At 70.7% G+C, this 20,556-nt stretch carries 20 protein-coding genes; 13 read left to right on the top strand and 7 right to left on the bottom strand.

From position 1 onward, the window contains the following. Nucleotides 1-9: 9 nt before the first annotated feature. Entirely contained in the window at nt 10-981 is a 972-nt protein-coding gene (holA, locus tag ACSC1Q_RS22405; protein ID WP_436760656.1) for a DNA polymerase III subunit delta, read from the top strand. Nucleotides 982-1,373: 392 nt separating this feature from the next. Here holA and rpsT read toward each other — a convergent pair whose 3' ends face one another. Further along, nucleotides 1,374-1,646, bottom strand: coding sequence for a 30S ribosomal protein S20 (rpsT, locus tag ACSC1Q_RS22400; RefSeq protein ID WP_436760655.1), 273 nt, complete (start codon nt 1,644-1,646; stop codon nt 1,374-1,376). A gap of 168 nt (nt 1,647-1,814) precedes the next feature. Continuing rightward, nucleotides 1,815-2,771: a glycoside hydrolase family 18 protein gene (locus ACSC1Q_RS22395; protein ID WP_436760654.1), complete on the bottom strand. Its 957-nt coding sequence runs from the start codon at nt 2,769-2,771 to the stop codon at nt 1,815-1,817. Nucleotides 2,772-2,890: 119 nt separating this feature from the next. On the opposite strand from ACSC1Q_RS22395, the gene lepA reads away from it, so the two are divergent. Then, on the top strand, nt 2,891-4,729 hold the full coding sequence (gene lepA, locus ACSC1Q_RS22390) for a translation elongation factor 4 (RefSeq protein ID WP_436760653.1): 1,839 nt from the start codon (nt 2,891-2,893) through the stop codon (nt 4,727-4,729). An 81-nt stretch (nt 4,730-4,810) separates the two neighbouring features. On the opposite strand, the gene ACSC1Q_RS22385 is transcribed toward lepA, so the two are convergent. After that, nucleotides 4,811-6,088, bottom strand: coding sequence for a glycoside hydrolase family 18 protein (locus ACSC1Q_RS22385; protein WP_436760652.1), 1,278 nt, complete (start codon nt 6,086-6,088; stop codon nt 4,811-4,813). Between the two features lie 475 nt (nt 6,089-6,563). On the opposite strand from ACSC1Q_RS22385, the gene ACSC1Q_RS22380 reads away from it, so the two are divergent. Both ACSC1Q_RS22380 and hemW read left to right on the top strand, forming a co-directional pair. Next, nucleotides 6,564-7,202: a hypothetical protein gene (locus ACSC1Q_RS22380; RefSeq protein ID WP_436760651.1), complete on the top strand. Its 639-nt coding sequence runs from the start codon at nt 6,564-6,566 to the stop codon at nt 7,200-7,202. A 97-nt stretch (nt 7,203-7,299) separates the two neighbouring features. After that, the gene (gene hemW / locus ACSC1Q_RS22375; protein ID WP_436760650.1) at nt 7,300-8,511 is read left to right on the top strand and encodes a radical SAM family heme chaperone HemW; all 1,212 of its coding nucleotides are present in this window, start codon (nt 7,300-7,302) and stop codon (nt 8,509-8,511) included. 73 nt (nt 8,512-8,584) lie between these two features. Here hemW and ACSC1Q_RS22370 read toward each other — a convergent pair whose 3' ends face one another. Genes ACSC1Q_RS22370 through ACSC1Q_RS22360 form a run of 3 tightly spaced genes read right to left on the bottom strand, consistent with a single transcriptional unit; the run spans nt 8,585 to nt 10,998 of the window. Further along, nucleotides 8,585-9,319 (bottom strand): DUF4870 domain-containing protein, encoded by a 735-nt coding sequence (locus ACSC1Q_RS22370; RefSeq protein WP_436760649.1) that lies wholly within the window; start codon nt 9,317-9,319, stop codon nt 8,585-8,587. 40 nt (nt 9,320-9,359) lie between these two features. Further along, complete coding sequence (locus ACSC1Q_RS22365) at nt 9,360-10,175, bottom strand: DUF3097 domain-containing protein (protein ID WP_436760648.1); 816 nt, start codon at nt 10,173-10,175, stop codon at nt 9,360-9,362. 58 nt (nt 10,176-10,233) lie between these two features. Then, entirely contained in the window at nt 10,234-10,998 is a 765-nt protein-coding gene (locus tag ACSC1Q_RS22360; protein WP_436760647.1) for a hypothetical protein, read from the bottom strand. Between the two features lie 182 nt (nt 10,999-11,180). Between ACSC1Q_RS22360 and hrcA the strand changes: the two genes are divergently transcribed. The 4 genes from hrcA to ACSC1Q_RS22340 all read left to right on the top strand — a co-directional run bounded on the left by hrcA (nt 11,181) and on the right by ACSC1Q_RS22340 (nt 14,955). Beyond that, nucleotides 11,181-12,194: a heat-inducible transcriptional repressor HrcA gene (gene hrcA, locus ACSC1Q_RS22355; protein WP_350974576.1), complete on the top strand. Its 1,014-nt coding sequence runs from the start codon at nt 11,181-11,183 to the stop codon at nt 12,192-12,194. A gap of 14 nt (nt 12,195-12,208) precedes the next feature. Continuing rightward, a complete protein-coding gene (gene dnaJ / locus ACSC1Q_RS22350; protein WP_329092004.1) occupies nt 12,209-13,351 on the top strand; it encodes a molecular chaperone DnaJ in 1,143 nt (380 codons plus the stop codon). A gap of 216 nt (nt 13,352-13,567) precedes the next feature. Then, on the top strand, nt 13,568-14,299 hold the full coding sequence (locus ACSC1Q_RS22345; RefSeq protein WP_436760646.1) for a 16S rRNA (uracil(1498)-N(3))-methyltransferase: 732 nt from the start codon (nt 13,568-13,570) through the stop codon (nt 14,297-14,299). A 203-nt stretch (nt 14,300-14,502) separates the two neighbouring features. Then, nucleotides 14,503-14,955: a hypothetical protein gene (locus ACSC1Q_RS22340; RefSeq protein ID WP_436760645.1), complete on the top strand. Its 453-nt coding sequence runs from the start codon at nt 14,503-14,505 to the stop codon at nt 14,953-14,955. Nucleotides 14,956-15,181: 226 nt separating this feature from the next. Here the strand turns inward: ACSC1Q_RS22340 and ACSC1Q_RS22335 are convergent, their stop codons facing one another. Next, the gene (locus ACSC1Q_RS22335) at nt 15,182-15,661 is read right to left on the bottom strand and encodes a SigE family RNA polymerase sigma factor (protein WP_043655278.1); all 480 of its coding nucleotides are present in this window, start codon (nt 15,659-15,661) and stop codon (nt 15,182-15,184) included. A 283-nt stretch (nt 15,662-15,944) separates the two neighbouring features. Between ACSC1Q_RS22335 and ACSC1Q_RS22330 the strand changes: the two genes are divergently transcribed. From ACSC1Q_RS22330 to ACSC1Q_RS22310, 5 genes are all read left to right on the top strand, one after another. Further along, on the top strand, nt 15,945-16,295 hold the full coding sequence (locus ACSC1Q_RS22330; protein WP_436760854.1) for a histidine triad nucleotide-binding protein: 351 nt from the start codon (nt 15,945-15,947) through the stop codon (nt 16,293-16,295). Between the two features lie 92 nt (nt 16,296-16,387). Further along, entirely contained in the window at nt 16,388-17,455 is a 1,068-nt protein-coding gene (locus ACSC1Q_RS22325; protein ID WP_350974585.1) for a PhoH family protein, read from the top strand. 132 nt (nt 17,456-17,587) lie between these two features. Then, nucleotides 17,588-18,070 (top strand): rRNA maturation RNase YbeY, encoded by a 483-nt coding sequence (gene ybeY / locus ACSC1Q_RS22320; RefSeq protein WP_344742683.1) that lies wholly within the window; start codon nt 17,588-17,590, stop codon nt 18,068-18,070. Further along, the gene (locus tag ACSC1Q_RS22315) at nt 18,067-19,368 is read left to right on the top strand and encodes a hemolysin family protein (RefSeq protein ID WP_436760644.1); all 1,302 of its coding nucleotides are present in this window, start codon (nt 18,067-18,069) and stop codon (nt 19,366-19,368) included. Before ybeY ends, ACSC1Q_RS22315 begins: the two co-directional genes overlap by 4 nt. 558 nt (nt 19,369-19,926) lie before the next feature. After that, complete coding sequence (locus ACSC1Q_RS22310; RefSeq protein ID WP_436760643.1) at nt 19,927-20,550, top strand: hypothetical protein; 624 nt, start codon at nt 19,927-19,929, stop codon at nt 20,548-20,550. Nucleotides 20,551-20,556 lie beyond the last annotated feature (6 nt).

Here is a 20,556-nt window from a genome sequence, read left to right as displayed (position 1 = left end):
CTGCTCGGCATGGCGGCAACCGATCCGGCACCCGTGATCCTGATCCTCGGCGACGAGGAGCTCCTTGCCGACCGCGCGGTGAGCGAGGTGACCTCGGCGGCCAAGGCCGCCGACCCGACCGCCGAGGTGCACGACCTCCCCGGCTCGAAGATGGAGCTCGGAGAGCTCACCCGCATGACGTCGCCCTCGCTGTTCGGCGACAGGTCCGTGGTGGTCGTCCGCTCGGCCCAGGACCTCGGCAAGGACGTCATCGCCGAGGTCGTCTCCTACGCGGCCCACCCGGCGGACGAGACCGTGCTGGTCCTCGTCCACCCGGGAGGCGTCAAGGGGAAGGCCCTGGTCGACGGGGTCAAGAAGGCCGGAGCCCAGGTGGTCTCCGTCACCAAGGTGACCAAACCGGCCGAGCGCCTGGCGTTCGTCAAGGCGGAGCTGAAGCGGGCCGGGCGCACCATCGGGGCCGACGCCGCCACCGCGCTCCTCGACGCCGTGGGCAACGACCTGCGCGAGCTGGCCGCCGCGTGCGGCCAGCTCGCCTTCGACACTCCCGGCAAGACGATCGACGAGGCCGCCGTCGCTCGTTACCACCGGGGCAGGGCCGAGGTGAGCGGGTTCACCGTGGCCGACTCGGCCGTCGAGGGGCGGCTGGGCGATGCCCTGGAGCAGCTGCGCTGGGCGCTCTCGACCGGTACGGCACCGGTCCTGCTGGTGAGCGCGCTCGCCGGGGGGCTGCGCTCGCTGGCCAAGGTGGGAGGCGCGCCCCGCAACCTCAGGGGCGGCCAGCTCGCCAGCCATCTCGGCATGCCGCCCTGGAAGATCGACCGAGTTCAGCGGCAGCTGAACGGCTGGGGGCCCGAGGGTCTCGCCCGTGCGATCCAGGCCGCCGCCACCGCCGACGCGCAGGTGAAGGGCGGCGGCGCCGACCCCGCGTACGCGCTGGAGCACATGGTCCAGACCGTGGTCGCCAGCCGCACGGGGCGCTAGGCGCACCGAGGGCGAGCCCACCCGCGGCGCGAGACAGGTGTCGGACGCGCGGTGGGAGAGCCCGCCTGAGACGCGAGACGGGGCATCAGCGCACCGGGAGTCCGCGATGGGGCATCAGGCGCACCGGGAGCCCGCCGGAGACACGAAATGGGTTATCAGGTGCACCGAGGGTCGACCTGAGACGCGAAGAGGCGTCAGGTGCACCGGGGAGAGCCTGGTCAAGACCCGAGACGGGGCTCAAGACCCGAGACGGGGCTTGAGCCCACCGGGGAGACAAAGCGGGGCCGGGGAGAGAAGACGGGGCTTCGGGCGCACCGGGGAAGACGGCCGGAGACGCAAGAACGCCGCATCCCCGAGGGGTGCGGCGTTCGCGAAACCTGGAGCTGCTGGAGCTACTTGGCGGCCGACAGGGCGGAGACGCGCTGGGCGATCGCCGACTTGCGGTTGGCGGCCTGGTTCTTGTGAATCACGCCCTTGCTGGCGGCCTTGTCCAGCTGACGGGAGGCGGCGCGCTGCAGCACGGCGGCCTCTTCGACGTTACCCTGGTCGGCGGCCTCGCGGAACTTGCGGATGGCCGTCTTCAGGGAAGACTTGACAGCCTTGTTACGCAGCCGGGCCTTCTCGTTCTGCCGGTTGCGCTTGATCTGGGACTTGATGTTCGCCACGAAGAAGCCTCGGTGAATGTCGTTGGATGGGGCGCGCGGGCAGAGAGGGCGCGCCACACGCAGTTGACTAGGCTACCAACTGCCGTGGCCGACACTCAAATCGACAGGCCAGGCAGAAGGATGCCTGATCAGTTTAGCGTGTGGTCATGAGGGCTCGGACCGGAACGCTCACGGTTTGAACCAGAACTTCTCGTACTCCGCCCAGTCCTCCTTGGTGGCGGCGAAGTCGACGTAGAGCGCCAGACCGAACCGCTCGCGCGGTTTGCCGTACGAGGTCAGGGCCAGCCGGGCGCCCCTGGCCGCCTTCTCGACGCTCTCGGCCTCGTCGGCCCAGGGGACGCCGTGATCGTGATAGGCCGGGGCGCCGATCAGCACCGTCTTCTCCTCGGGGACGAGGTCCAGTGCCAGCGAACTCTGCCGTACGACGTAGCCGCCGTAGACGGAGGGGAAGGGGAGATAGGAGTCGTAGGTCATGATCGCCACCTGGTCGGTGAGCCTCGCCACCTGGCGGAAGTAGTCGGGTGACCAGTACTTGTCGCGGCCGGTGGCGGCGCGCGCGGCCGGGCGGACGAGCGGGAACGGCTCGATCTGCGGGGTCGAGGTGGAGAGCAGGCCGTCGCCCACGATCGCGCGGGTCTGGGTCAGCAGGTCGAGGAAGTCGGTGTCGCCGTCGCCGATCGGCTCGAAGTTGTAGTGGACGCCGTCGAAGCCGAGCGTCGTGATCGCGCGGGCGCCGTCCAGGACGCGCTGCCTGGAGGCCGCGTCGTCGAGGTCCAGGACGCCGCCGACCTTCTGGCCGAGCCAGGCCGACACCCTGACCTTGGGGAGTTCCTCGCGCCACCACTTCAGGAAGTCGGCCGCCTTCGGGTATTTGCCGGCGGGCAGTGTCCCGTCGGGGTCGAACGGGCCAGAATGGACGTACACGTCCTTGATCCCGGTCTTCCGCAGCCGGGCGGCGAGGGTACGCACGTCGTCGGCCGTCTTGCGGCCGTCGACCCACGCGTGGCCCAGCCACAGGGCGTCGTGGCCGGTCGTCTTCGCCCATGGGGCGGGTGTCCCGGTAAACTGCAGGGTGAGGGTGGCCACGGCCACCCCTGGAAGCGCGAGGAGCAGGGCAGCCACCATAGCGAGGAACCGCAGGCCGCGCCGTGCTCTGGTCCGGGCAATCACCCGGACATGTCACCATGGAAGACGGCTGGCATGCCAGCCGTGTGATCGTCATCAATCTGTTGAAACGGACCCCGGTGCGCATTCAGCCTGGCCAGACCGACCCCGCTGTGCTCCGCAACTTCTGCATCATCGCGCATATCGACCATGGCAAGTCGACGCTCGCCGACCGCATGCTGCAGATCACCGGAGTGGTCGACGACCGTTCCATGCGCGCCCAGTATCTCGACCGGATGGATATCGAGCGCGAGCGCGGCATCACGATCAAGTCGCAGGCGGTCCGGCTGCCGTGGAAGGTCGGCGACACCGACTACGTCCTCAACATGATCGACACCCCCGGGCACGTCGACTTCACCTACGAGGTCTCCCGGTCGCTCCAGGCGTGTGAGGGCGCGATCCTGCTGGTCGACGCCGCGCAGGGCATCGAGGCGCAGACGCTGGCCAACCTCTACCTGGCCATGAACAACGACATGACGATCATCCCGGTGCTCAACAAGATCGACCTTCCGGCCGCCCAGCCGGAGAAGTACGCCGCGGAGATCGCCCACCTCATCGGCTGCGAGCCGGAGGACGTGCTGAAGGTCTCCGGCAAGACCGGCATCGGCGTCCGCGAGCTGCTGGACCACGTGGTGGCGAACGTCCCGGCCCCGGTCGGCGACGCCGACGCGCCCGCCCGCGCGCTGATCTTCGACTCGGTGTACGACACCTACCGCGGCGTGATCACGTACGTCCGGGTCATGGACGGTCACCTGGGCAAGCGCGAGCGCATCCTGATGATGTCCACCACCGCGGCCCACGAGACGCTGGAGATCGGCGTCATCTCGCCCGAGCCGAAGATCGCGGACCAGGGGCTCGGCGTCGGCGAGGTCGGTTACCTGATCACCGGTGTGAAGGACGTCCGCCAGTCGCGGGTCGGCGACACGGTGACCTCCGTGACGCGTCCGGCCGTCAAGGCGCTCAGCGGGTACGAGCACCCCAAGCCCATGGTCTTCTCCGGCCTGTATCCGATCGACGGGGACGACTACCCCGACCTTCGCGAGGCCCTGGACAAGCTCCAGCTCAACGACGCGGCCCTCGACTACGAGCCGGAGACCTCCGCGGCCCTGGGCTTCGGGTTCCGCTGCGGCTTCCTCGGCCTGCTCCACATGGAGATCGTCCGCGAGCGGCTGGAGCGCGAGTTCAACCTCTCGCTCATCTCCACCGCGCCCAACGTCGTGTACCGGGTGATCATGGAGGACGGCAAGGAGGTCGTCGTCACCAACCCCTCGGAGTTCCCCACCGGCAAGGTGGAGAAGGTCTTCGAGCCGATGGTCAAGACGACCGTGCTCGTCCCCTCGGAGTTCATCGGCGCCATCATGGAGCTCTGCCAGAACCGCCGGGGCAACCTGCAGGGCATGGACTACCTGTCCGAGGACCGCGTCGAGATCCGCTACACCATGCCGCTCGGTGAGATCATCTTCGACTTCTTCGACCAGCTCAAGTCCCGTACGCGCGGCTACGCCTCGCTGGACTACGAGCCCTCGGGCGAGCAGGAGTCGGACCTGGTCAAGGTCGACATCCTGCTCCAGGGCGAGGCCGTGGACGCCTTCAGCGCCATCGTCCACCGGGAGAAGTCGTACGCCTACGGGGTCGAGATGGCGAAGAAGCTGCGCGAGCTCATCCCCAGGCAGCAGTTCGAGGTGCCGATCCAGGCGGCCATCGGCGCCCGGGTCATCGCGCGTGAGAACATCCGCGCCATCCGCAAGGACGTCCTCGCCAAGTGCTACGGCGGCGACATCTCCCGCAAGCGCAAGCTGCTGGAGAAGCAGAAGGAGGGCAAGAAGCGGATGAAGATGGTCGGCCGCGTCGAGGTGCCCCAGGAGGCGTTCGTCGCCGCGCTCTCCACCGAGTCCTCCACGGACAAGGCCAAGAAGTAGCCGGTCCCCGAGGACGAAAACGTGCGGGCGAGGCCGCTGATGACCCAGATCACGCGGCCTCGCCCGGTATGAGAGGGACGATCAGCGCAGGACGCTGTAGAGCGCCGAGGTGAGCGTCGCCTTGTTGTCGTCCTGGTCGATGGACCACATCATCGAGCCGCCGAGGCCCTTCAGGCGGATGTAGGCCGCCTTCTGGAGCAGCGAGGCCGGGTCGTCGTAGGACCAGAACTCGTTGCCGTCGTAGAGCCACACGGACCCGGTGAGCAGGTCGCGGTAGCGCTTGCCCGGCTTGTTCACGAGGACCTTGTAGTCCTCGGTCCCTGCGGCGAAGGTGCCGGGAGCGGGGCCGGTGGAGGTGCCGTACAGGCCGTTCCTGCCGCCGGTGACGCCGGTCCAGCCCTGGCCGTACGACGGCACGCCCACCACGATCTTCTTGGCGGGGGCGCCGCGCGTGAGGTAGTCGCGGACGGTCTGGTCCACGCTGTACTTCACCGGGTTGGGGTCGCGCCGGTCGTTGAACAGGTTGCCGTTGTGGCCGGTGACGCTCTCCCACGGGCCGTGCAGGTCGTAGCCCTGGACGGTGGCGAAGGTGAGCTGCTTGAAGACGTCGCGGACCTCGAAGCCCGCGTCGATCTTCGCGGCGGCGGCGGGCAGGAAGGCGGTGAGCTCGGTGCGCCGGTCGAACTCGTTCATCTGGCGGCGGATCTCGGTGACGAAGAGGGTGAAGTTCCGCTTGTCCTCGGGACGGATGACGTTGCCGACCTCGCCGGAGGAACCGGGCCACTCCCAGTCGAGGTCGATGCCGTCGAACACGCCCGCGCCGGTGCCGGGGGCGGTGCCGGGCAGGTTGCCCTTGAGCCACACGTCGATGCAGGAGGAGGCCAGCTTGGCGCGGCCCTCGGCGGTCAGCACCGCGTCGGAGAAGTACTTCGAACCGGTCCAGCCGCCGAGGGAGATCAGCGCCTTGAGGCCGGGGTGCTTGGCCTTGAGCTTCTTCAGCTGGTTCAGGTTGCCGTTCAGCGCCTGGCCCGCCTCGTCGGCGACGCCGTCCACGCTCTGCTCGGCGGGCACCGGGCGCTGCCAGTCGGCCCACGGGTCGGGGGAGTAGCAGGAGCCCTCGGCGTTGACGAAGCCGAAGGCGTAGTTGATGTGGGTCAGCTTGGCGGCGGCGCCGCTGGTCTCCATGTCCTTGACGTGGTAGTTACGACCGTAGACGCCCCACTGGATGAAGTAGGCGACCCGCTTGTAGCGGTCGCCGTGTCCCTGGGGTGTCTGGGCCTGGGCCGGGGCCGGTAGGGCCACCGCCGCGAGACCCGCGGCGAGGGCTGCCGCGATCACTTTACGGAGGAGTCTCTGCACGGGCTTCTCCACTGCTTGGAATAGTAACTTATAGGAAACTTTCCTTTAAGTTTCCCCGGATCGTAGACCTGCGTGATCTGGCCGTCAACGGCCAACGGCGTTTTGACCGGTGGACGGCGGGATGCTTCGACTAACTTGGTAAGGCATGGAGCAGCAGGCGTTCTGCAACCGATGTGGCACCCCTGTGAGCGGGTTGTCGCGATGCCCCAGGTGCGGGGCGTCGACGGGGGGTCGGCCTCCGTCGGATCAGTCCTCACCGGCCCGGTTCCCGCCGGTTCGGCCCCAGCCGGGCGTTCCTCCCGGCGGGCCCCGCGTCCCGCCGGAGGAGTGGCGGCAGGATCCCGCCGACTGGCAGCAGCACCTCCCTCCGGACGAGCGGCCGTGGCGCCCCCCGGCGGGGGACCCGCCTCCGGCGCCGCCGCCGGACCGGGGCCGGGACCGGCCGCCCCGCGGGGATCGCAAGGTCTGGCCGCTGGTGGCGACGACCACGGTCCTCGCGATTGCGCTGATCACCGCGGGGGCCTTCTGGCTCATCCCGCGAGACGGCGGTACGTCCGTGGCGGGCGGCATCGGGGCGGCGACGACCGGCGACCGGGCGGAGGCCGAGACCGGGACCCCCGCCGCGGGACGTTCTCCCCAGGGGCCCCAGGGGCCTCAGGGGCCCCAGGACGCCGAGAGCCAGGCCAGGGTCCTCGACGCCCTGCTCGCCGACAGCGGCGGTTCCAGGTCGGGCCTCGGCTCGGCCCTCGGCCAGCTGCGTTCCTGCGAGGGCACCGCCACCGGGCTCGCCACCCTCCAGCGGATCACCGCGGCCCGCCGCGAGCAGGTGGTCCAGGTCAACGCGCTGGACACCGGCCGGCTCGACGACGGCGACGCGGTCAAGGCGCGCCTCACCAGGGCCCTGACCGCCTCCTTCGACGCCGACGACGCGTTCCTCGCCTGGGCGACCCGCCAGGAGGCCGACTGCGACCGTGCCTGGAGCGGCGACGAGGACTACCGGCGGGGCCTCGCCTTCTCCGGCGAGGCGACCACGGCCAAGCGGGGCTTCCTGAAGCTGTGGAACCCCCTCGCCCGGCGGTACGGCCTGCCGGTGCGGGACGAGCACGAGATCTGACGCCCGGGAGCCGGCCGGGCCGGTCATGGGGAGAGCGGGGCGATGAGGGCCGTCACGGCCGTACCGTGCATCGCCGGGGAAGCGGCAGACTTGGGGCGTGCCATCCATACTTCCCGACGGGGATCCCGCGCCCGCCTCGGGTGAGCTACCGGAGAGCGCGCTCGCCGGACTCGGCGAGCGGCCCTTCGGCTTCTACGTCCACGTCCCCTTCTGCGTGACCCGGTGCGGTTACTGCGACTTCAACACCTACACGGCCTCCGAGCTCGGCCCAGGCGCGTCGCAGAGGGACTACGCGGACACCGCCATCGACGAGGTGCGGCGGGCGCGGGCCAATCTCGGCGCCGCGCGCCTCCCCGTCGAGACCGTCTTCTTCGGCGGGGGCACCCCCACCCTGCTCCCCGCCGGGGACCTCGTACGGATCCTGCGGGCGATCGAGGAGGAGTTCGGGCTCGCCTCCGGTGCCGAGGTGAGCACCGAGGCCAACCCCGAGTCGGTGGACCCCGCCTACCTGGCGGAGTTGCGCGCGGGCGGGTTCAACCGGATGAGCTTCGGGATGCAGAGCGCCCGCGAGCACGTGCTCCAGGTGCTGGACCGCCGCCACACCCCCGGCCGCCCCGCGAGTGCCGTACGGGAGGCGAGGGAGGCGGGGTTCGACCACGTCAACCTCGACCTGATCTACAGCACGCCGGGGGAGAGCGACGACGACTGGCGCGCGTCGCTGGCCGCGGCGATCGAGGCGGGACCCGACCACGTCTCCGCGTACTCGCTGATCGTCGAGGACGGGACGAAGCTGGCCGCCAGGATCAGGCGCGGCGAGCTCCCGATGCCCGACGACGACGTGGCCGCCGACCGTTACCTGATCGCCGATGCCATGCTGGCCGAGGCGGGGTTCGAGTGGTACGAGGTGTCCAACTGGGCGACCTCGGAGGCCGGGCGCTGCCGGCACAACCTGCTCTACTGGACCGGCGGCGACTGGTGGGGCGTCGGCCCCGGGGCGCACAGCCACGTCGGCGGTACCCGCTGGTGGAACGTCAAGCACCCCGCCGCCTACGCCCAGCGTCTGGCCGCGGGCACCTCGCCCGCGCACGCGCGCGAGGTGCTGGGCCCCCAGGACAGGGCGGTGGAACGGCTGATGCTTGAGCTGCGGCTCGTCGGGGGCTTCCCGCTCGCGGAGCTGGAACGCCCTCCGGTGGTCGCCCGCGCGCTCGCCGACGGCCTGCTGGAGGTGGAGCCGTTCAAGGCGGGCCGCGCGGTGCTCACCCTGCGTGGCCGCCTGCTGGCCGACGCCCTGGTCCGCGACCTCACCTGAGGCTCCACCCGGGACCTCGTCCGAGGCTCCTCCCGGGACCTTGCCTGAGGCCCGGTCCCGGCCGCAGGTCGGGTCAGCTGACGAAACGGATGTTCATCGGATAGCGGTATCTCTCTCCCCGGTTGGCCGCCACCGCGGCGACGATCGCCATGACGATCGATCCGATCCAGAGGAAGAACATCAGCACGAAACCGATGAGCACGAACGCCAGGACCCAGGAGACGAAGTAGGCGACCAGCACCGTGAGCTGGAAGTTGAGCGCCTCGGCGGCCTGGTCGCGCACGTAGGGCGACTCGTCCTTCTTCGCCAGATAGAGCACCAGCGGCCCGACGAAGGAGGTGAGCAGGCCCAGCAGGTGGGCGAGCATCGCCATGGTGGTGTCGTCGCTGCCGGGCCGCGCGCCGTACGTGCCCGGCGGGGCCTGGTAGCCGTATCCCGGCGGGGAGCCGTAGGCGCCGTACTGGTGGTATCCGGGCTGCTGGGCACCCCTGTGGTCGTTCTGGTAGCCGCCCGCGTCGTACGGGGAGGCGGGTGGCGGGTAGCCCCCGTACCTGGGGTCCGGCTGTCCGTATCCCTGACCGGGCTGACCATAGCCCTGGCCGGGCGATCCGTACTCCTGGCCGGGCTGCCCGTATCCCGGGCCGGGCGCGCCGTAGCCCTGGCCGGGGGCGCCGTTCTCCCGGCTCGGCTGCCCGTATCCCCCGCCGGGGGGCGGGGTGCTCTGACCCGGCCACGTGTGGCCGGGCGGGGGGTCGCCGATGCGCCGGGTCCGGTCGCCGCCCGGTGGGTCCTCGGGGTTCTCGCTCATGTCCCCTCCTGATGGGGTGACGGCCTAGATGGGTGACGGCCTAGCCATCCTCGCCGGGAACCGTCACGAAGTCGATCAGCTCCTCGACGGGGCCGAGGAGCTCAGGCTCCAGATCGGCATATGTCGTGACCGATCCGAGAATGCGGCGCCATGCCGCGGCGGGCTCCACGTTCCAGCCCAGCGCGGCGACGACGCCCTCCTTCCAGGGCACGCCGCGCGGCACCGACGGCCAGGAAAGGATCTTGAGCACCTGCGGCCTGACCGCCTGCCAGACGTCCACGAACGGGTGCCCGACGATCAGCACGTGCGGTGAGGAGATCCGCGCGGCGATCCGGCTCTCCTTGGAACCGGGGACGAGGTGGTCGACGAGCACGCCCAGCCGCCGCTCCGGCCCCGGGCCGAACTCCTCGACGATCGAGGGCAGGTGGTCGACCCCCTCCAGGTATTCCACGACCACCCCCTCGACCCGCAGGTCGTGCCCCCACACCTTCTCCACGAGCGCGGCGTCGTGCACGCCCTCCACGTAGATCCGGCTCTCCCTGGCGACCTGGGCCCGCAGGCCCTCCACCGCGATGGAGCCCGACGCGCTCCGCCTGGGGCCGCGCGGCGCGGCGGCGGGCCGCACGAGCGTCACCACCTCGCCCTCCAGCAGGAACGCGGCCGGCTCCAGCGGGAACACCCGCCGGCGCCCGAAGCGGTCCTCCAGGGTGACGGCCTCCTTGTCGCAGGCCACCACGGCGCCGCAGAAGCCGCCGTCGGCGTCCTCGACGACCAGGTCGAGCTCCGCGGGCACCCGGGGGATCGTCCCCCTGCGCGGGCGCCGCCAGTCTCCCGCCAGAACGTCACGCTCGTACATCACCGACAGCCCACCCTCTCTCGCCGGGGATCAGGTGGGACGCTAGCAAACACCACCGTCACCTGCCGTAGGGTCCCGGCTGTCCCCACTGCCCCACCGGCACCGCGGAGGCGCGGCGCTTGCGGGCGTTGCTCCGCTTCACCAGTACGACGATCGTCACGACGATGGCGAGCAGGATCCCGACGCCGGGGATCACGAACAGGGCGAGCACCCCGCCCACCAGCGAGTCGGCGGCCAGTTCCTTGCCCACGCCGAAGGTCGTGCCCTCCGCGGGGTCGGCGGAGCACTGGATCTGGTAGTCGCCCGCCTGGTCCACGCCGACCCGCAGGCCCATCTCCCAGGTGATGCCGTCGGAACCCGCGACGGTCTGCTGGACGTCGGGCTTCTGCAGGCTGGGCGTGCCCGTGCCGCCCTTCAGCGTGCACTCGAACTTGGTGGGCCCGCCCGTGGCGACGTAGATCGCGGGCTTGTCCGCCGGGTCGATCGCGACCGTCGCGGCCTCGCCCGGGGCGAAGGTCTTCGTGGGGGCCGCGTCGGTGACCGCGTTGAAGATGCCGCCGGCGAAGCCGCCGATGCCGACGATGATGCTGACCAGGGCGAGCAGCCACACCCCGACGATCCACCCGATACCAGGCTTGATCTTCCCGGTGGGGGGCGGCGGTCCCTGCGGGGCGCCGTAGCCGGGAGGGGCGTAGCCGTACGAGGGGGGCTGCTGGCCGTACGGTTGCTGGCCGTACTGCTGCTGGCCATACGGCTGCTGGGGGCCGCCGTGACCGGGGCCGCGAGAGGCGTCGCCCGGATAAGAACCGAAATCTTGGGACATGACCAAATTGTGGTGGCTACCGCTTGGATCGCGATAGCAGTTGACTTGACAACGGCTTGCCGTCATCATCCGCAGCTCTTGCTTATCGCGCCTTCCGCACCGGGGCCGTACACTTGGCACTCGGGAACACAGAGTGCCAAACCTCGTGTTTCCCTCTGAACGCAGGCAGGGAGGTGACCACGTTGGTCGACGACCGAAAGCTCGCCGTGCTTCGCGCCATCGTCGAGGACTACGTGTCCACCAACGAGCCGGTGGGCTCGAAGGCCCTCGCGGACCGGCACAACCTGGGGGTGTCCCCGGCGACGATCCGCAACGACATGGCGGTGCTGGAGGAGCAGGGATACATCGCCCAGCCCCACACCAGCGCCGGCCGGGTGCCCACCGACAAGGGCTACCGGCTCTTCGTCGACCGGCTCTCGCAGGTGAAACCCCTGTCGAGCGCGGAGCGCAAGGCCATCGAGAGCTTCCTCGCCGGCGCGGTCGACATCGACGACGTCGTCATGCGGACGGTGCGGCTGCTCGCCCAGCTCACCCGGCAGGTCGCCGTGGTCCAGTACCCCACGCTGACCCACTCGACGGTCAGGCACGTCGAGCTGGTGCCGCTGAGCGAGCGCCGGCTGATGTTCGTGCTCATCACCAACACCGGCAGGGTCGAGCAGCGCGTGGTCGAGCTGCCCAACGTCGTCGACGAGCAGCGCGTGGCCCACCTGCGCGCGATGCTCAACGCCTCCCTCGACGGGTGCGGGCTCACCAGCGTCCCCGACAAGGTCGCGGACCTGCCGGAGCTGCTGCCCACGGAGGACCGGCCGCTCGCTGCCACTATCCTGTCAGTGCTGCTGGAGTCCCTGGTGGACCGGCACGATGAGAAGATCGTTTTTGCCGGAGCCGCCAACCTCGCGGGGGCCGACTTCACCGTCGGGCTCCGTGACGTGCTGGAGGCTCTGGAAGAGCAGGTCGTGCTCATGCGACTGCTCGGTGAGACCTCCGACCTTTCGGCGCTGACCGTGCGGATCGGCTCGGAGAACCCCTACACCGGACTCCAGGGCACGTCCATCGTCGCCGCCGGATACGGTTCTGGGGACAAGCAATTGGCCCGGCTCGGTGTGCTGGGCCCGACGCGAATGGACTACCCGGTCACGATGGGCGCGGTGCGCGCGGTGGCACGCTACGTCAGCCAGATCCTGGCTGCATCATAAGAGGTCAACGAAAAGTGGCTAAGAGCGACTACTACGGCACCCTCGGGGTGCGCCGTGACGCCAGTGCGGAAGAGATCAAGAAGGCCTACCGCCGCCTGGCGCGCGAGCTGCATCCCGACGTCAACCCCGACCCCGAGACCCAGGAACGCTTCAAGGAGATCACCCAGGCCTACGAGGTCCTGTCCGACTCCAGCAAGCGGCAGATGTACGACATGGGTGCCGACCCGTTCGCCTCGGGTGGCGGCGCGGGGGCCGGGGGCTTCGGCGCCGGCTTCCCGTTCAGCGACATCATGGACGCCTTCTTCGGCGCGGCCGGTGGCGGCGGTGGCCGCGGTCCCCGCTCCCGTGCCCGGCGCGGGCGCAACGCCACCATCCGGGTCGAGCTCGACCTGCGCGAGTCGGGCTTCGGCACGACCCGCGAGCTGGTCGTCGACACCGCCGTGGTCTGCGAGGTCTGCACGGGCTCCGGCGCCGCCGCGGGCACCCACCCCGACACCTGTGACATGTGTCATGGCCGGGGCGAGGTGTCCCAGGTCACCCGGTCCTTCCTCGGCCAGGTCATGACCTCCCGCCCCTGCCCCCAGTGCGGCGGCTTCGGGTCGATCATCCGTAACCCCTGCCAGGAGTGCTCCGGCGACGGCCGGGTCCGCACCCGGCGGACCATCAAGGTCCGCATCCCGGCCGGGGTCGAGGACGGCACCCACATCCAGCTCGCCGGCGAGGGCGAGATCGGCCCGGGCGGAGGCCCTCCCGGCGACCTGTTCCTGGAGATCGTCGAGCGTCCTCACGAGATCTTCGAGAGGCGCGGCGACGACCTGCACTGCACCGTGCAGATCCCGATGACCGCGGCCGCGCTCGGCACCATCCTGACCATGGAGACGCTCGACGGCGCCGAGGAGCTCGACATCCGGCCCGGCACGCAGTCGGGCCAGACGATCCCGCTCTACGGGCGGGGCGTGCAGCGCCTGAACGAAACGGGGCGCGGCGACCTGCTGATCCACGTGAACGTGGAGACCCCCTCCCGCCTCGACGCCGAGCAGGAGGGGCTGCTGAAGGAGCTCGCCAGGCTCCGTGGCGAGGAGCGCCCGCCGGGCAAGTTCGCCCCCGGGCAGCAGAGCTTCTTCTCCCGCCTGCGGGACGCTTTCAATGGCCGCTGACCACGGGGCGCCTTCAGCGGCCGTTCATCGCAGGGCGCCTTCGACGGCCGTTGACCGCGGGATGCCTTTGACGGCCGCCGACCAGGTCCGTTCGCAGGCCCGGTCGCGCGGGCGCGGCCCGGCTCGCCTCCAGCAGGGGTTTCCCGCCAGGGTCCGCCCCGGGGCGTGTCACCTGGGCCGTGCCAGCTTCGACGGCCATGCCGGCTCCGACGGCCCATGACCGTCCCGGTCTTCCTGGCCGAACCCGCCGACCTGGCCAGGCCGGAGTTCGTCTTCGGCGGCCCCGAGGGACGCCACGCGGCGGCCGTACGGCGGCTGCGGGCCGGGGAGCGGCTCGACCTCACCAACGGGGCCGGCCGCGTCGCCGAGTGCGTGGTGACCGAGGCGGGTAAGGACTCGCTCAGGGTCGAGGTGCTGCGCCGCCACGACGTGCCCGTGCCGTCACCGCGCCTGGTCGTGGTCCAGGGCCTGCCCAAGGGCGACCGGGGCGAGCTGGCCGTGGAGATGATGACCGAGGCGGGGGTCGACGTGATCGTCCCCTGGGCCGCGGCCAGGTGCGTCACCCAGTGGAAGGGCGAGCGGGCGGCCAAGGCGCTGGCCCGCTGGAGGTCCACGGCGCGCGAGGCGGGCAAGCAGTCGCGCCGTTTCCACCTGCCCGAGGTGACGGAGCTCGCGTCCACCGCGAAGGTCGCCGCCCTGCTGTCGGCGGCGGCGCTGGGAGTGGTGCTGCACGAGGAGGCCGCCGTCCCGCTGTCCGGCCTGCCCCTTCCGGCCGGCGGCGACATCGTCGTGGTGGTCGGCCCCGAGGGCGGGGTGTCCGGGGAGGAGATCGCGGCGTTCCGTGAGGCGAAGGCGGTGCCGGCGCTGCTCGGGCCGACGGTGCTGCGCACCTCGACGGCCGGGGTCGTCGCGGCGGCGGTGCTCCAGACGCGCAGCGGCCGCTGGTGACGTCCCGCTGAGGCGCGGCCGGTCACTCTCAGGCCGGTCACCTTCCGGCGGGCCCTCCCGGCGGATCCGCGCCGTCAGGCCCCGGAGCGGCGTCGTGAGGCCCCCGGGAACCCGTTCCGCGAATGGGGCCGAAGGGAAGAGAACCGGTCAGGGGTCACCGTGACCGGTCATCGCGCTAACTCTGGGTGGGGATCGGAATCGGGGTGCCCGTCTCCGTGGGCATGGGGGGCGACGCGTCGTCCGAGGGCGCGCACCCGTCGGGCGAGCACGGGCTCTCCGAGGGGGTCGGCGGCCTCGTCCTCGTCGGCGTCGGCGTCACCTCGATCTCCTCGCACTTCCTGGAGCCCCCGCTGGGCTCGATGGTGGGGCTGCTGTCGAGGGGGGTGGGGCAGGTGGGGGTCGGCGTCGGCGCCGGCCGGGGAGCCGTCGTCGCCGGGTTCGTCCTGGAGGTCGGCCTCGCGCTGGGCCTCGCGCTCCTGGGCGCCGTGGTGGGCGTCGGCGGCAGCATGGTCGCGCCGGGACCCGACCTGCTGACGGCCGGGAGCGGGGCGTGGTCGGACGGCGGCCGCGGGTCGGGGGCCGGGGGACGTGAGGTGGCGGACCCGTCGACGGGAGGGGTCGACTCGGTGAAGTTGACCCACTCGGTCCGCACCTGACGGCCCACCTCCTCGCGGAACTGGGGAACCACCATGACGACGGTCGCCGCGACGAGGACCGCGCCCGCGACGGAGGCTCCGGCGCGCCACCAGACCAGCCGGCGGAGCCCGCGCCGCTCGATGCGGCCGCGGATCACCTCCAGCCCGTCCGGGGAGGGAACGACCGAGTTCGCCTCCGCGCTGAGCGCGCGGCGAAGCAGCTCGCCGTACTCATCCGGGGAGTCGGTCATGACAGTTGCTCCAGTGAGGTTCGTAGGGCGGCCATGCCGCGAGCCGTGTGGCTCTTGACCGCGCCTTTGCTGATGCCCATCGCGTGGGCGATCTGCGCCTCGGAAAGGTCTCCGTAGTAGCGCAGCACCAGGGCCTCCCGCTGGCGTGCGGGCAGCCCGCGGAGCGCCTCGATGACGGCGGAGCGCTCGAACTCGCCGATCGCGCCGTTCTCGGCGCTCGGCGCGTCGGGCATGCCCTTGGGCGCGTACTTCTCGACGACCGCCCGGTGCCGGAGCACCGAACGTGATCGGTTGACGACCGACTGTCGCAGGTAGGCCAGTGCCTTGTCGGTGTCGCGCAGTCGACGCCAGGCGCCATGGATGGCGACGAACGCGTCCTGCACGACCTCCTCCGCGGTTGCCATATCGCGGACGAGTAAGACGGCGAGACGGACAAGAGACCGATAGTGCGCGCTGTAGAGCGCGGTAACGGCCATGTCGGCATCCCATCCGACGGGCACCGCCCCGAGCGACCTGTCGGCCACGAGGGTCTCGGTGGTCACATCAGTGGGACGCTTGGCCTTCCCAGAGGGTTTACGCTCTTCCGGTTCATTAGGGGGCATGACCCAGTCGTGTCCTCGCCAGGCGGCCATATATTGCTGCGCGCAAAGGGCTGTCGTGGTTGAAGTTTTGCACACCCACCATATCCGGGCGGATCTTTGTTTGCGGACGGGAACCATCACCGATTCGCAACGTCCTCAGCGGTATGGTGCCTGCATGGTGAGCGAAGCCGACTGCCTGTTCTGCAGGATCGTGGCCAAGGAGATTCCCGCGGAGATCGTCTACGAGACCGATCGCGCGCTGGCCTTCCGCGATGTCAACCCCCAGGCGCCGACCCACGTGCTGGTGATCCCCAAGGACCACTACCGGGACGCGGCGGCCCTGGCCGCCGCCGACCACGGCCTGGCCGACGAGGTGATCAAGGCCGCGCACGCGGTCGCCCAGCAGGAGGGGGTCGCCGAGACCGGCTACCGGCTGGTGTTCAACACCGGGCCCGCGGCCGGGCAGACCGTCTTCCACGTGCACGGACACGTGGTCGGCGGGCGCGACCTGCGGTGGCCGCCCGGCTGAAAACCGGTAGGCGCGATCCCGGCGATCGCGGCTAGCATGGCGGTGAAGTTCCGCGCCTATATCTGGAGGCGAACAGGCCGCGAGGCCCGCTCATGTCCGAGACAAACGATTCCAGCAGAACGCCGCCGAGGTCCCGGGGTGCCAGCCGGACCCAGGCGAAGGTGGTTATTCCGGACGATCAGTCGATGGTCAGCCTGCTGGGCTCGCGCGACGAGCTGTTGCGCGTCATCGAGGGCGCCTTCCGCGCCGACATCCACGTCCGGGGCAACGAGATCACCGTCACCGGCAGCCCCGAGGAGAGCAGCACCGTGGTGCGGCTCTTCGAGGAGATGTCCGAGCTCGTCCGCGCGGGAGCGCAGCTCACGCCCGACGCGGTCGAGCGCAGCATCGCGATGCTGCGGATGACCTCCGACCGGCCCGCGGAGGTTCTCTCCCTGGACATCATCTCCTCCAGGGGCCGGACCATCCGCCCGAAGACCGTGAACCAGAAGCGTTACGTCGACGCGATCGACAGGTTCACCATCGTCTTCGGCATCGGACCGGCCGGCACGGGCAAGACCTACCTCGCCATGGCGAAGGCGGTGAAGGCCCTCCAGGAGAAGAAGGTCAACCGGATCATCCTCACCCGCCCCGCGGTCGAGGCGGGCGAGCGGCTGGGCTTCCTGCCGGGCACGCTCTACGAGAAGATCGACCCCTACCTGCGCCCGCTCTACGACGCGCTGCACGACATGCTCGACCCCGACTCGATCCCCAGGCTGATGGCCGCGGGCACGATCGAGGTCGCCCCGCTGGCCTACATGCGCGGCCGTACGCTCAACGACGCCTACATCATCCTCGACGAGGCGCAGAACACCTCGCCGGAGCAGATGAAGATGTTCCTGACGCGGCTGGGCTTCAACTCGAAGATCGTCGTCACCGGTGACGTCACCCAGGTCGACCTGCCGAACGGCACCCAGAGCGGCCTCAGGGTCGTCCAGGACATCCTCGACGGCATCTCCGACATCCACTTCAGTCGCCTGACCAGTGCCGACGTGGTGCGGCATAAGCTGGTGGGAGACATCGTGGACGCGTACGGGCGCTACGACGAGACGCAGCGCCAGAGCAGCGCGGTGGAGCAGATCAAGGGCGTGGTCAAGCAGCGCCCCCGGGGGAGATCATGAGAGCGGACGGGCCGAGGGCCGGTCGAGAAGTGGTGAGCGAGCGATGAGCACGGAGCGGCTCCGGCGCGGGAAGCGGACCGGGCCGCGTGGCACGAACCGGTCGCGCGGCGAGCGGGGAGCGAGGAACGACCGATGAGCGTCGAGGTCAACAACGAGTCCGGAGTCGAGATCGACGAGGGGCTCATCGTCTCGCTGGCGGGGCACGTGCTGGAGCGGATGGGCATCAACCCGCTCGCCGAGCTGTCGATCCTGGTCGTCGACGAAGAGGCCATGTCGGTGCTGCACGAGCAGTGGATGGGCGAGCCGGGTCCCACGGACGTGCTCGCCTTCCCGATGGACGAGCTGCGCCCCGGTCCCGGCGCGGGTGCCAGGCAGGAGGGCGACGCGCCCACCGACCCGGCGCTCCTCGGCGACGTGGTGCTCTGCCCGCAGGTGGCCGCCAAGCAGGGGGCCGAGGCCGGGCACGGCACCGAGGCCGAGCTGGAGCTGCTGTGCACGCACGGCATCCTCCACCTGCTCGGCTACGACCACGCCGAGCCCGAGGAGCACAAGGAGATGTTCGGCCTGCAGGGCGAGCTTCTGGAGTCGTGGCGGGAGGTGCGCCCCCAGCGGTGAACTTCGCCAACGGGTGGTTGTTCTCGGCCGTCGTCCTCGTCGTGGTCGGCGGGCTGATCGCCAGCGCGGAGACGGCCCTGACCCGCATCTCAAGGGTTCGCGCGGAGGAGTTCGTCCGCGACGGACGCCGGGGCGCGGAGCGCCTGCAGGCCATCGTCGCCGACCCGCCGCGCTACCTGAACCTGCTGCTCCTGCTCCGGCTGAGCTGCGAGCTGGTCGCCACGGTGATCGCCACGCTGCTCTTCATCGACTGGCTCGGTGACCAGGGCTGGGCCTACACCGCCGCGGCGGCCGTCATGATCGTCGTCAGTTACGTGATCGTCGGGGTCTCCCCGCGCACGCTGGGCCGCCAGCACGCGGAGCCGATCGCGCTCGCCAGCGCGCCCCTGGTCTACGGCCTGACCCGGATCTTCGGTCCGCTGCCCAAGCTGCTCATCCTGCTCGGCAACGCCGTGACGCCCGGCAAGGGCTTCCGCGAGGGGCCCTTCACCTCCGAGGCCGAGCTGCGCGACCTGGTCGACCTGGCCGAGGAGCGCAGGGTGATCGAGCCCGACGAGCGGGAGATGATCCACTCGGTCTTCGAGCTCGGCGACACCCTGGTCCGCGAGGTCATGGTGCCCCGCACCGACATGGTGTTCATCGAGCGCGGCAAGACCCTGAACCAGGCCCTCTCGCTCGCCCTGCGCAGCGGTTTCTCGCGGATCCCCGTGGTCGGCGAGAACGAGGACGACGTCATCGGCATCGCCTATCTCAAGGACATCGCGCGCCGGGTGCAGGACACCGGTGACGACGGGCGCGCCGAGCCGGTGGAGTCCCTCATGCGCCCGGCCACCTACGTGCCGGAGAGCAAGCCGATCGACCAGCTTCTCCGCGAGATGCAGGCCCGCCAGATCCACCAGGCCATCGTCATCGACGAGTACGGCGGCACGGCCGGCCTGGTCACCATCGAGGACATCCTGGAGGAGATCGTCGGTGAGATCGCCGACGAGTACGACCAGGAGGCGCCCAGGGTGGAGCCGCTGGAGGGCGGCGCGGTCCGGGTGACCGCGAGGCTCCCGGTGGGTGACCTGGAGGACCTGTTCGGCATCGAGCTGGAGGTCGACGACGTCGAGACCGTCGGCGGGCTGCTGGCGCACGCGCTGGGCCGGGTGCCGATCGCCGGTTCCCAGGCGGTGGTGGAGGGGCTCAGCCTGACGGCCGAGAGCCTCGCCGGGCGCCGCAACCGGATCGGCACGGTCCTCGTCACCAGGGCGATTCCCGTCGAGCCCGACTCGGTCTCCGCCTCCGCCGACCAGTGACCGGCCGGTAACCGGCCGGTCAGGGCCCCGGGCCGCCGTGGCGGTCCGGGGATCGCCCGGGGACCGTTCGGGGCGGGTGGATCCGGATGGGCGATTCCGCCGGACGGTTCCGCGTGGGTGATCCCTGTGGGGCGAGTTCAAGTGGGCGGCTCAGGGTGGGCGGTCCCGCCGGGCGGTTCCGGGTGGGCGATCCGTTCCCAAGCCGTCCGCAAGCCTCCTGCAAGCGGGGCGCGCGATGCTTCTCTCACGGCACCTGGTCGCGCGGGAGCCGGTGAGGAAGGTCCCGGCGCCCGGAGGGGTTCGCGGTGCGAGGGGCCGTCTTCAGGGGGAGACAGAGTCACGCAGGGCTCCGAGGCTGTTCTGCGTCGCTCGCTCAAGGGTGTTCTCGACCGTGAAATGCGGTTGAGGGCACCCTTAGGCGTTTATTGAATGATTGCCGCTTTTGCCGACGGGGAAGAAAGCGGGTCGGTGGGGACGGGACGCCTCGCCCATGACATCGGGGGAATGTTCATGGCACGGGGAACGAGTTTTGTCGTTTTTGCAGTGTTATGTGGGCTTATGTCGAGCGTTTTGACGGGATGTGGCGGTGACGGGAGGTCCGGTGACGCCACGGACCGCGCGGCGGAGCTGAACCGGCTGCGCGGGGTGCTCGGCGAGGCGCGGGACCTGCCGGACGGGTTCTCGGCCCGCCCGCGCGACGGCTGGCGCGTCCCCTTCCAGGCCGTCGACGAGGACTGCCGGCTCGTCCTCGACACCGCCGGAGGCAGGCCGCCGAAACGGGCGCTGGGAGCGCGGGCCGCCGTGACCTACCAGGGCGACGGGGTCGGGGAACTGGCCGGGTTCGGCCTCGCCTCCTACGGTGGTGACGACGCGGCGCTCCACTTCGGCGAGCTCACCGAGGCGCTGGGCGGCTGCCCGGTCGTGCGGGCCCCCGTCGCGGGGCGCGGCACCGCCCTCAGGGTCTCCGACCTGGACCTTGGCTGGATCGGTGACGGGGTGCAGGCCAGGCGGCTGAACGGCAGGCTGAACGGGTACCCGTACGAGATCCACCTGGTGTTCGCCCTCAGCGGCCACACCCTGATCTCGCTGGTGCACGCCGGTGTCAGGGACGTCGACGCCACGCGTACCGGACAGCTCGCCCGCCTGCTGGTCGACCGGGTCGACGAGGCCGGGTCGCCGTGAGGGCGG

It is taken from the genome of Streptosporangium heterodermiicola (assembly GCF_051390675.1).
Lineage (GTDB): Bacteria > Actinomycetota > Actinomycetes > Streptosporangiales > Streptosporangiaceae > Streptosporangium.
This window is presented reverse-complemented; position numbering and strand designations above follow the sequence as displayed.

What these genes read in the sequence shown, in the direction of transcription:
- holA (WP_436760656.1), top strand. Translation starts at nt 10, where the DNA reads ATGGCGGCAACCGATCCGGCACCCGTGATCCTGATCCTCGGCGACGAG.
- ACSC1Q_RS22395 (WP_436760654.1), bottom strand. Translation starts at nt 2,771, where the DNA reads ATGGTGGCTGCCCTGCTCCTCGCGCTTCCAGGGGTGGCCGTGGCCACC.
- ACSC1Q_RS22370 (WP_436760649.1), bottom strand. Translation starts at nt 9,319, where the DNA reads ATGAGCGAGAACCCCGAGGACCCACCGGGCGGCGACCGGACCCGGCGC.
- ACSC1Q_RS22365 (WP_436760648.1), bottom strand. Translation starts at nt 10,175, where the DNA reads ATGTACGAGCGTGACGTTCTGGCGGGAGACTGGCGGCGCCCGCGCAGG.
- ACSC1Q_RS22360 (WP_436760647.1), bottom strand. Translation starts at nt 10,998, where the DNA reads ATGTCCCAAGATTTCGGTTCTTATCCGGGCGACGCCTCTCGCGGCCCC.
- ACSC1Q_RS22345 (WP_436760646.1), top strand. Translation starts at nt 13,568, where the DNA reads ATGACCGTCCCGGTCTTCCTGGCCGAACCCGCCGACCTGGCCAGGCCG.
- ACSC1Q_RS22335 (WP_043655278.1), bottom strand. Translation starts at nt 15,661, where the DNA reads ATGGCCGTTACCGCGCTCTACAGCGCGCACTATCGGTCTCTTGTCCGT.
- ACSC1Q_RS22325 (WP_350974585.1), top strand. Translation starts at nt 16,388, where the DNA reads ATGTCCGAGACAAACGATTCCAGCAGAACGCCGCCGAGGTCCCGGGGT.
- ybeY (WP_344742683.1), top strand. Translation starts at nt 17,588, where the DNA reads ATGAGCGTCGAGGTCAACAACGAGTCCGGAGTCGAGATCGACGAGGGG.
- ACSC1Q_RS22310 (WP_436760643.1), top strand. Translation starts at nt 19,927, where the DNA reads ATGTCGAGCGTTTTGACGGGATGTGGCGGTGACGGGAGGTCCGGTGAC.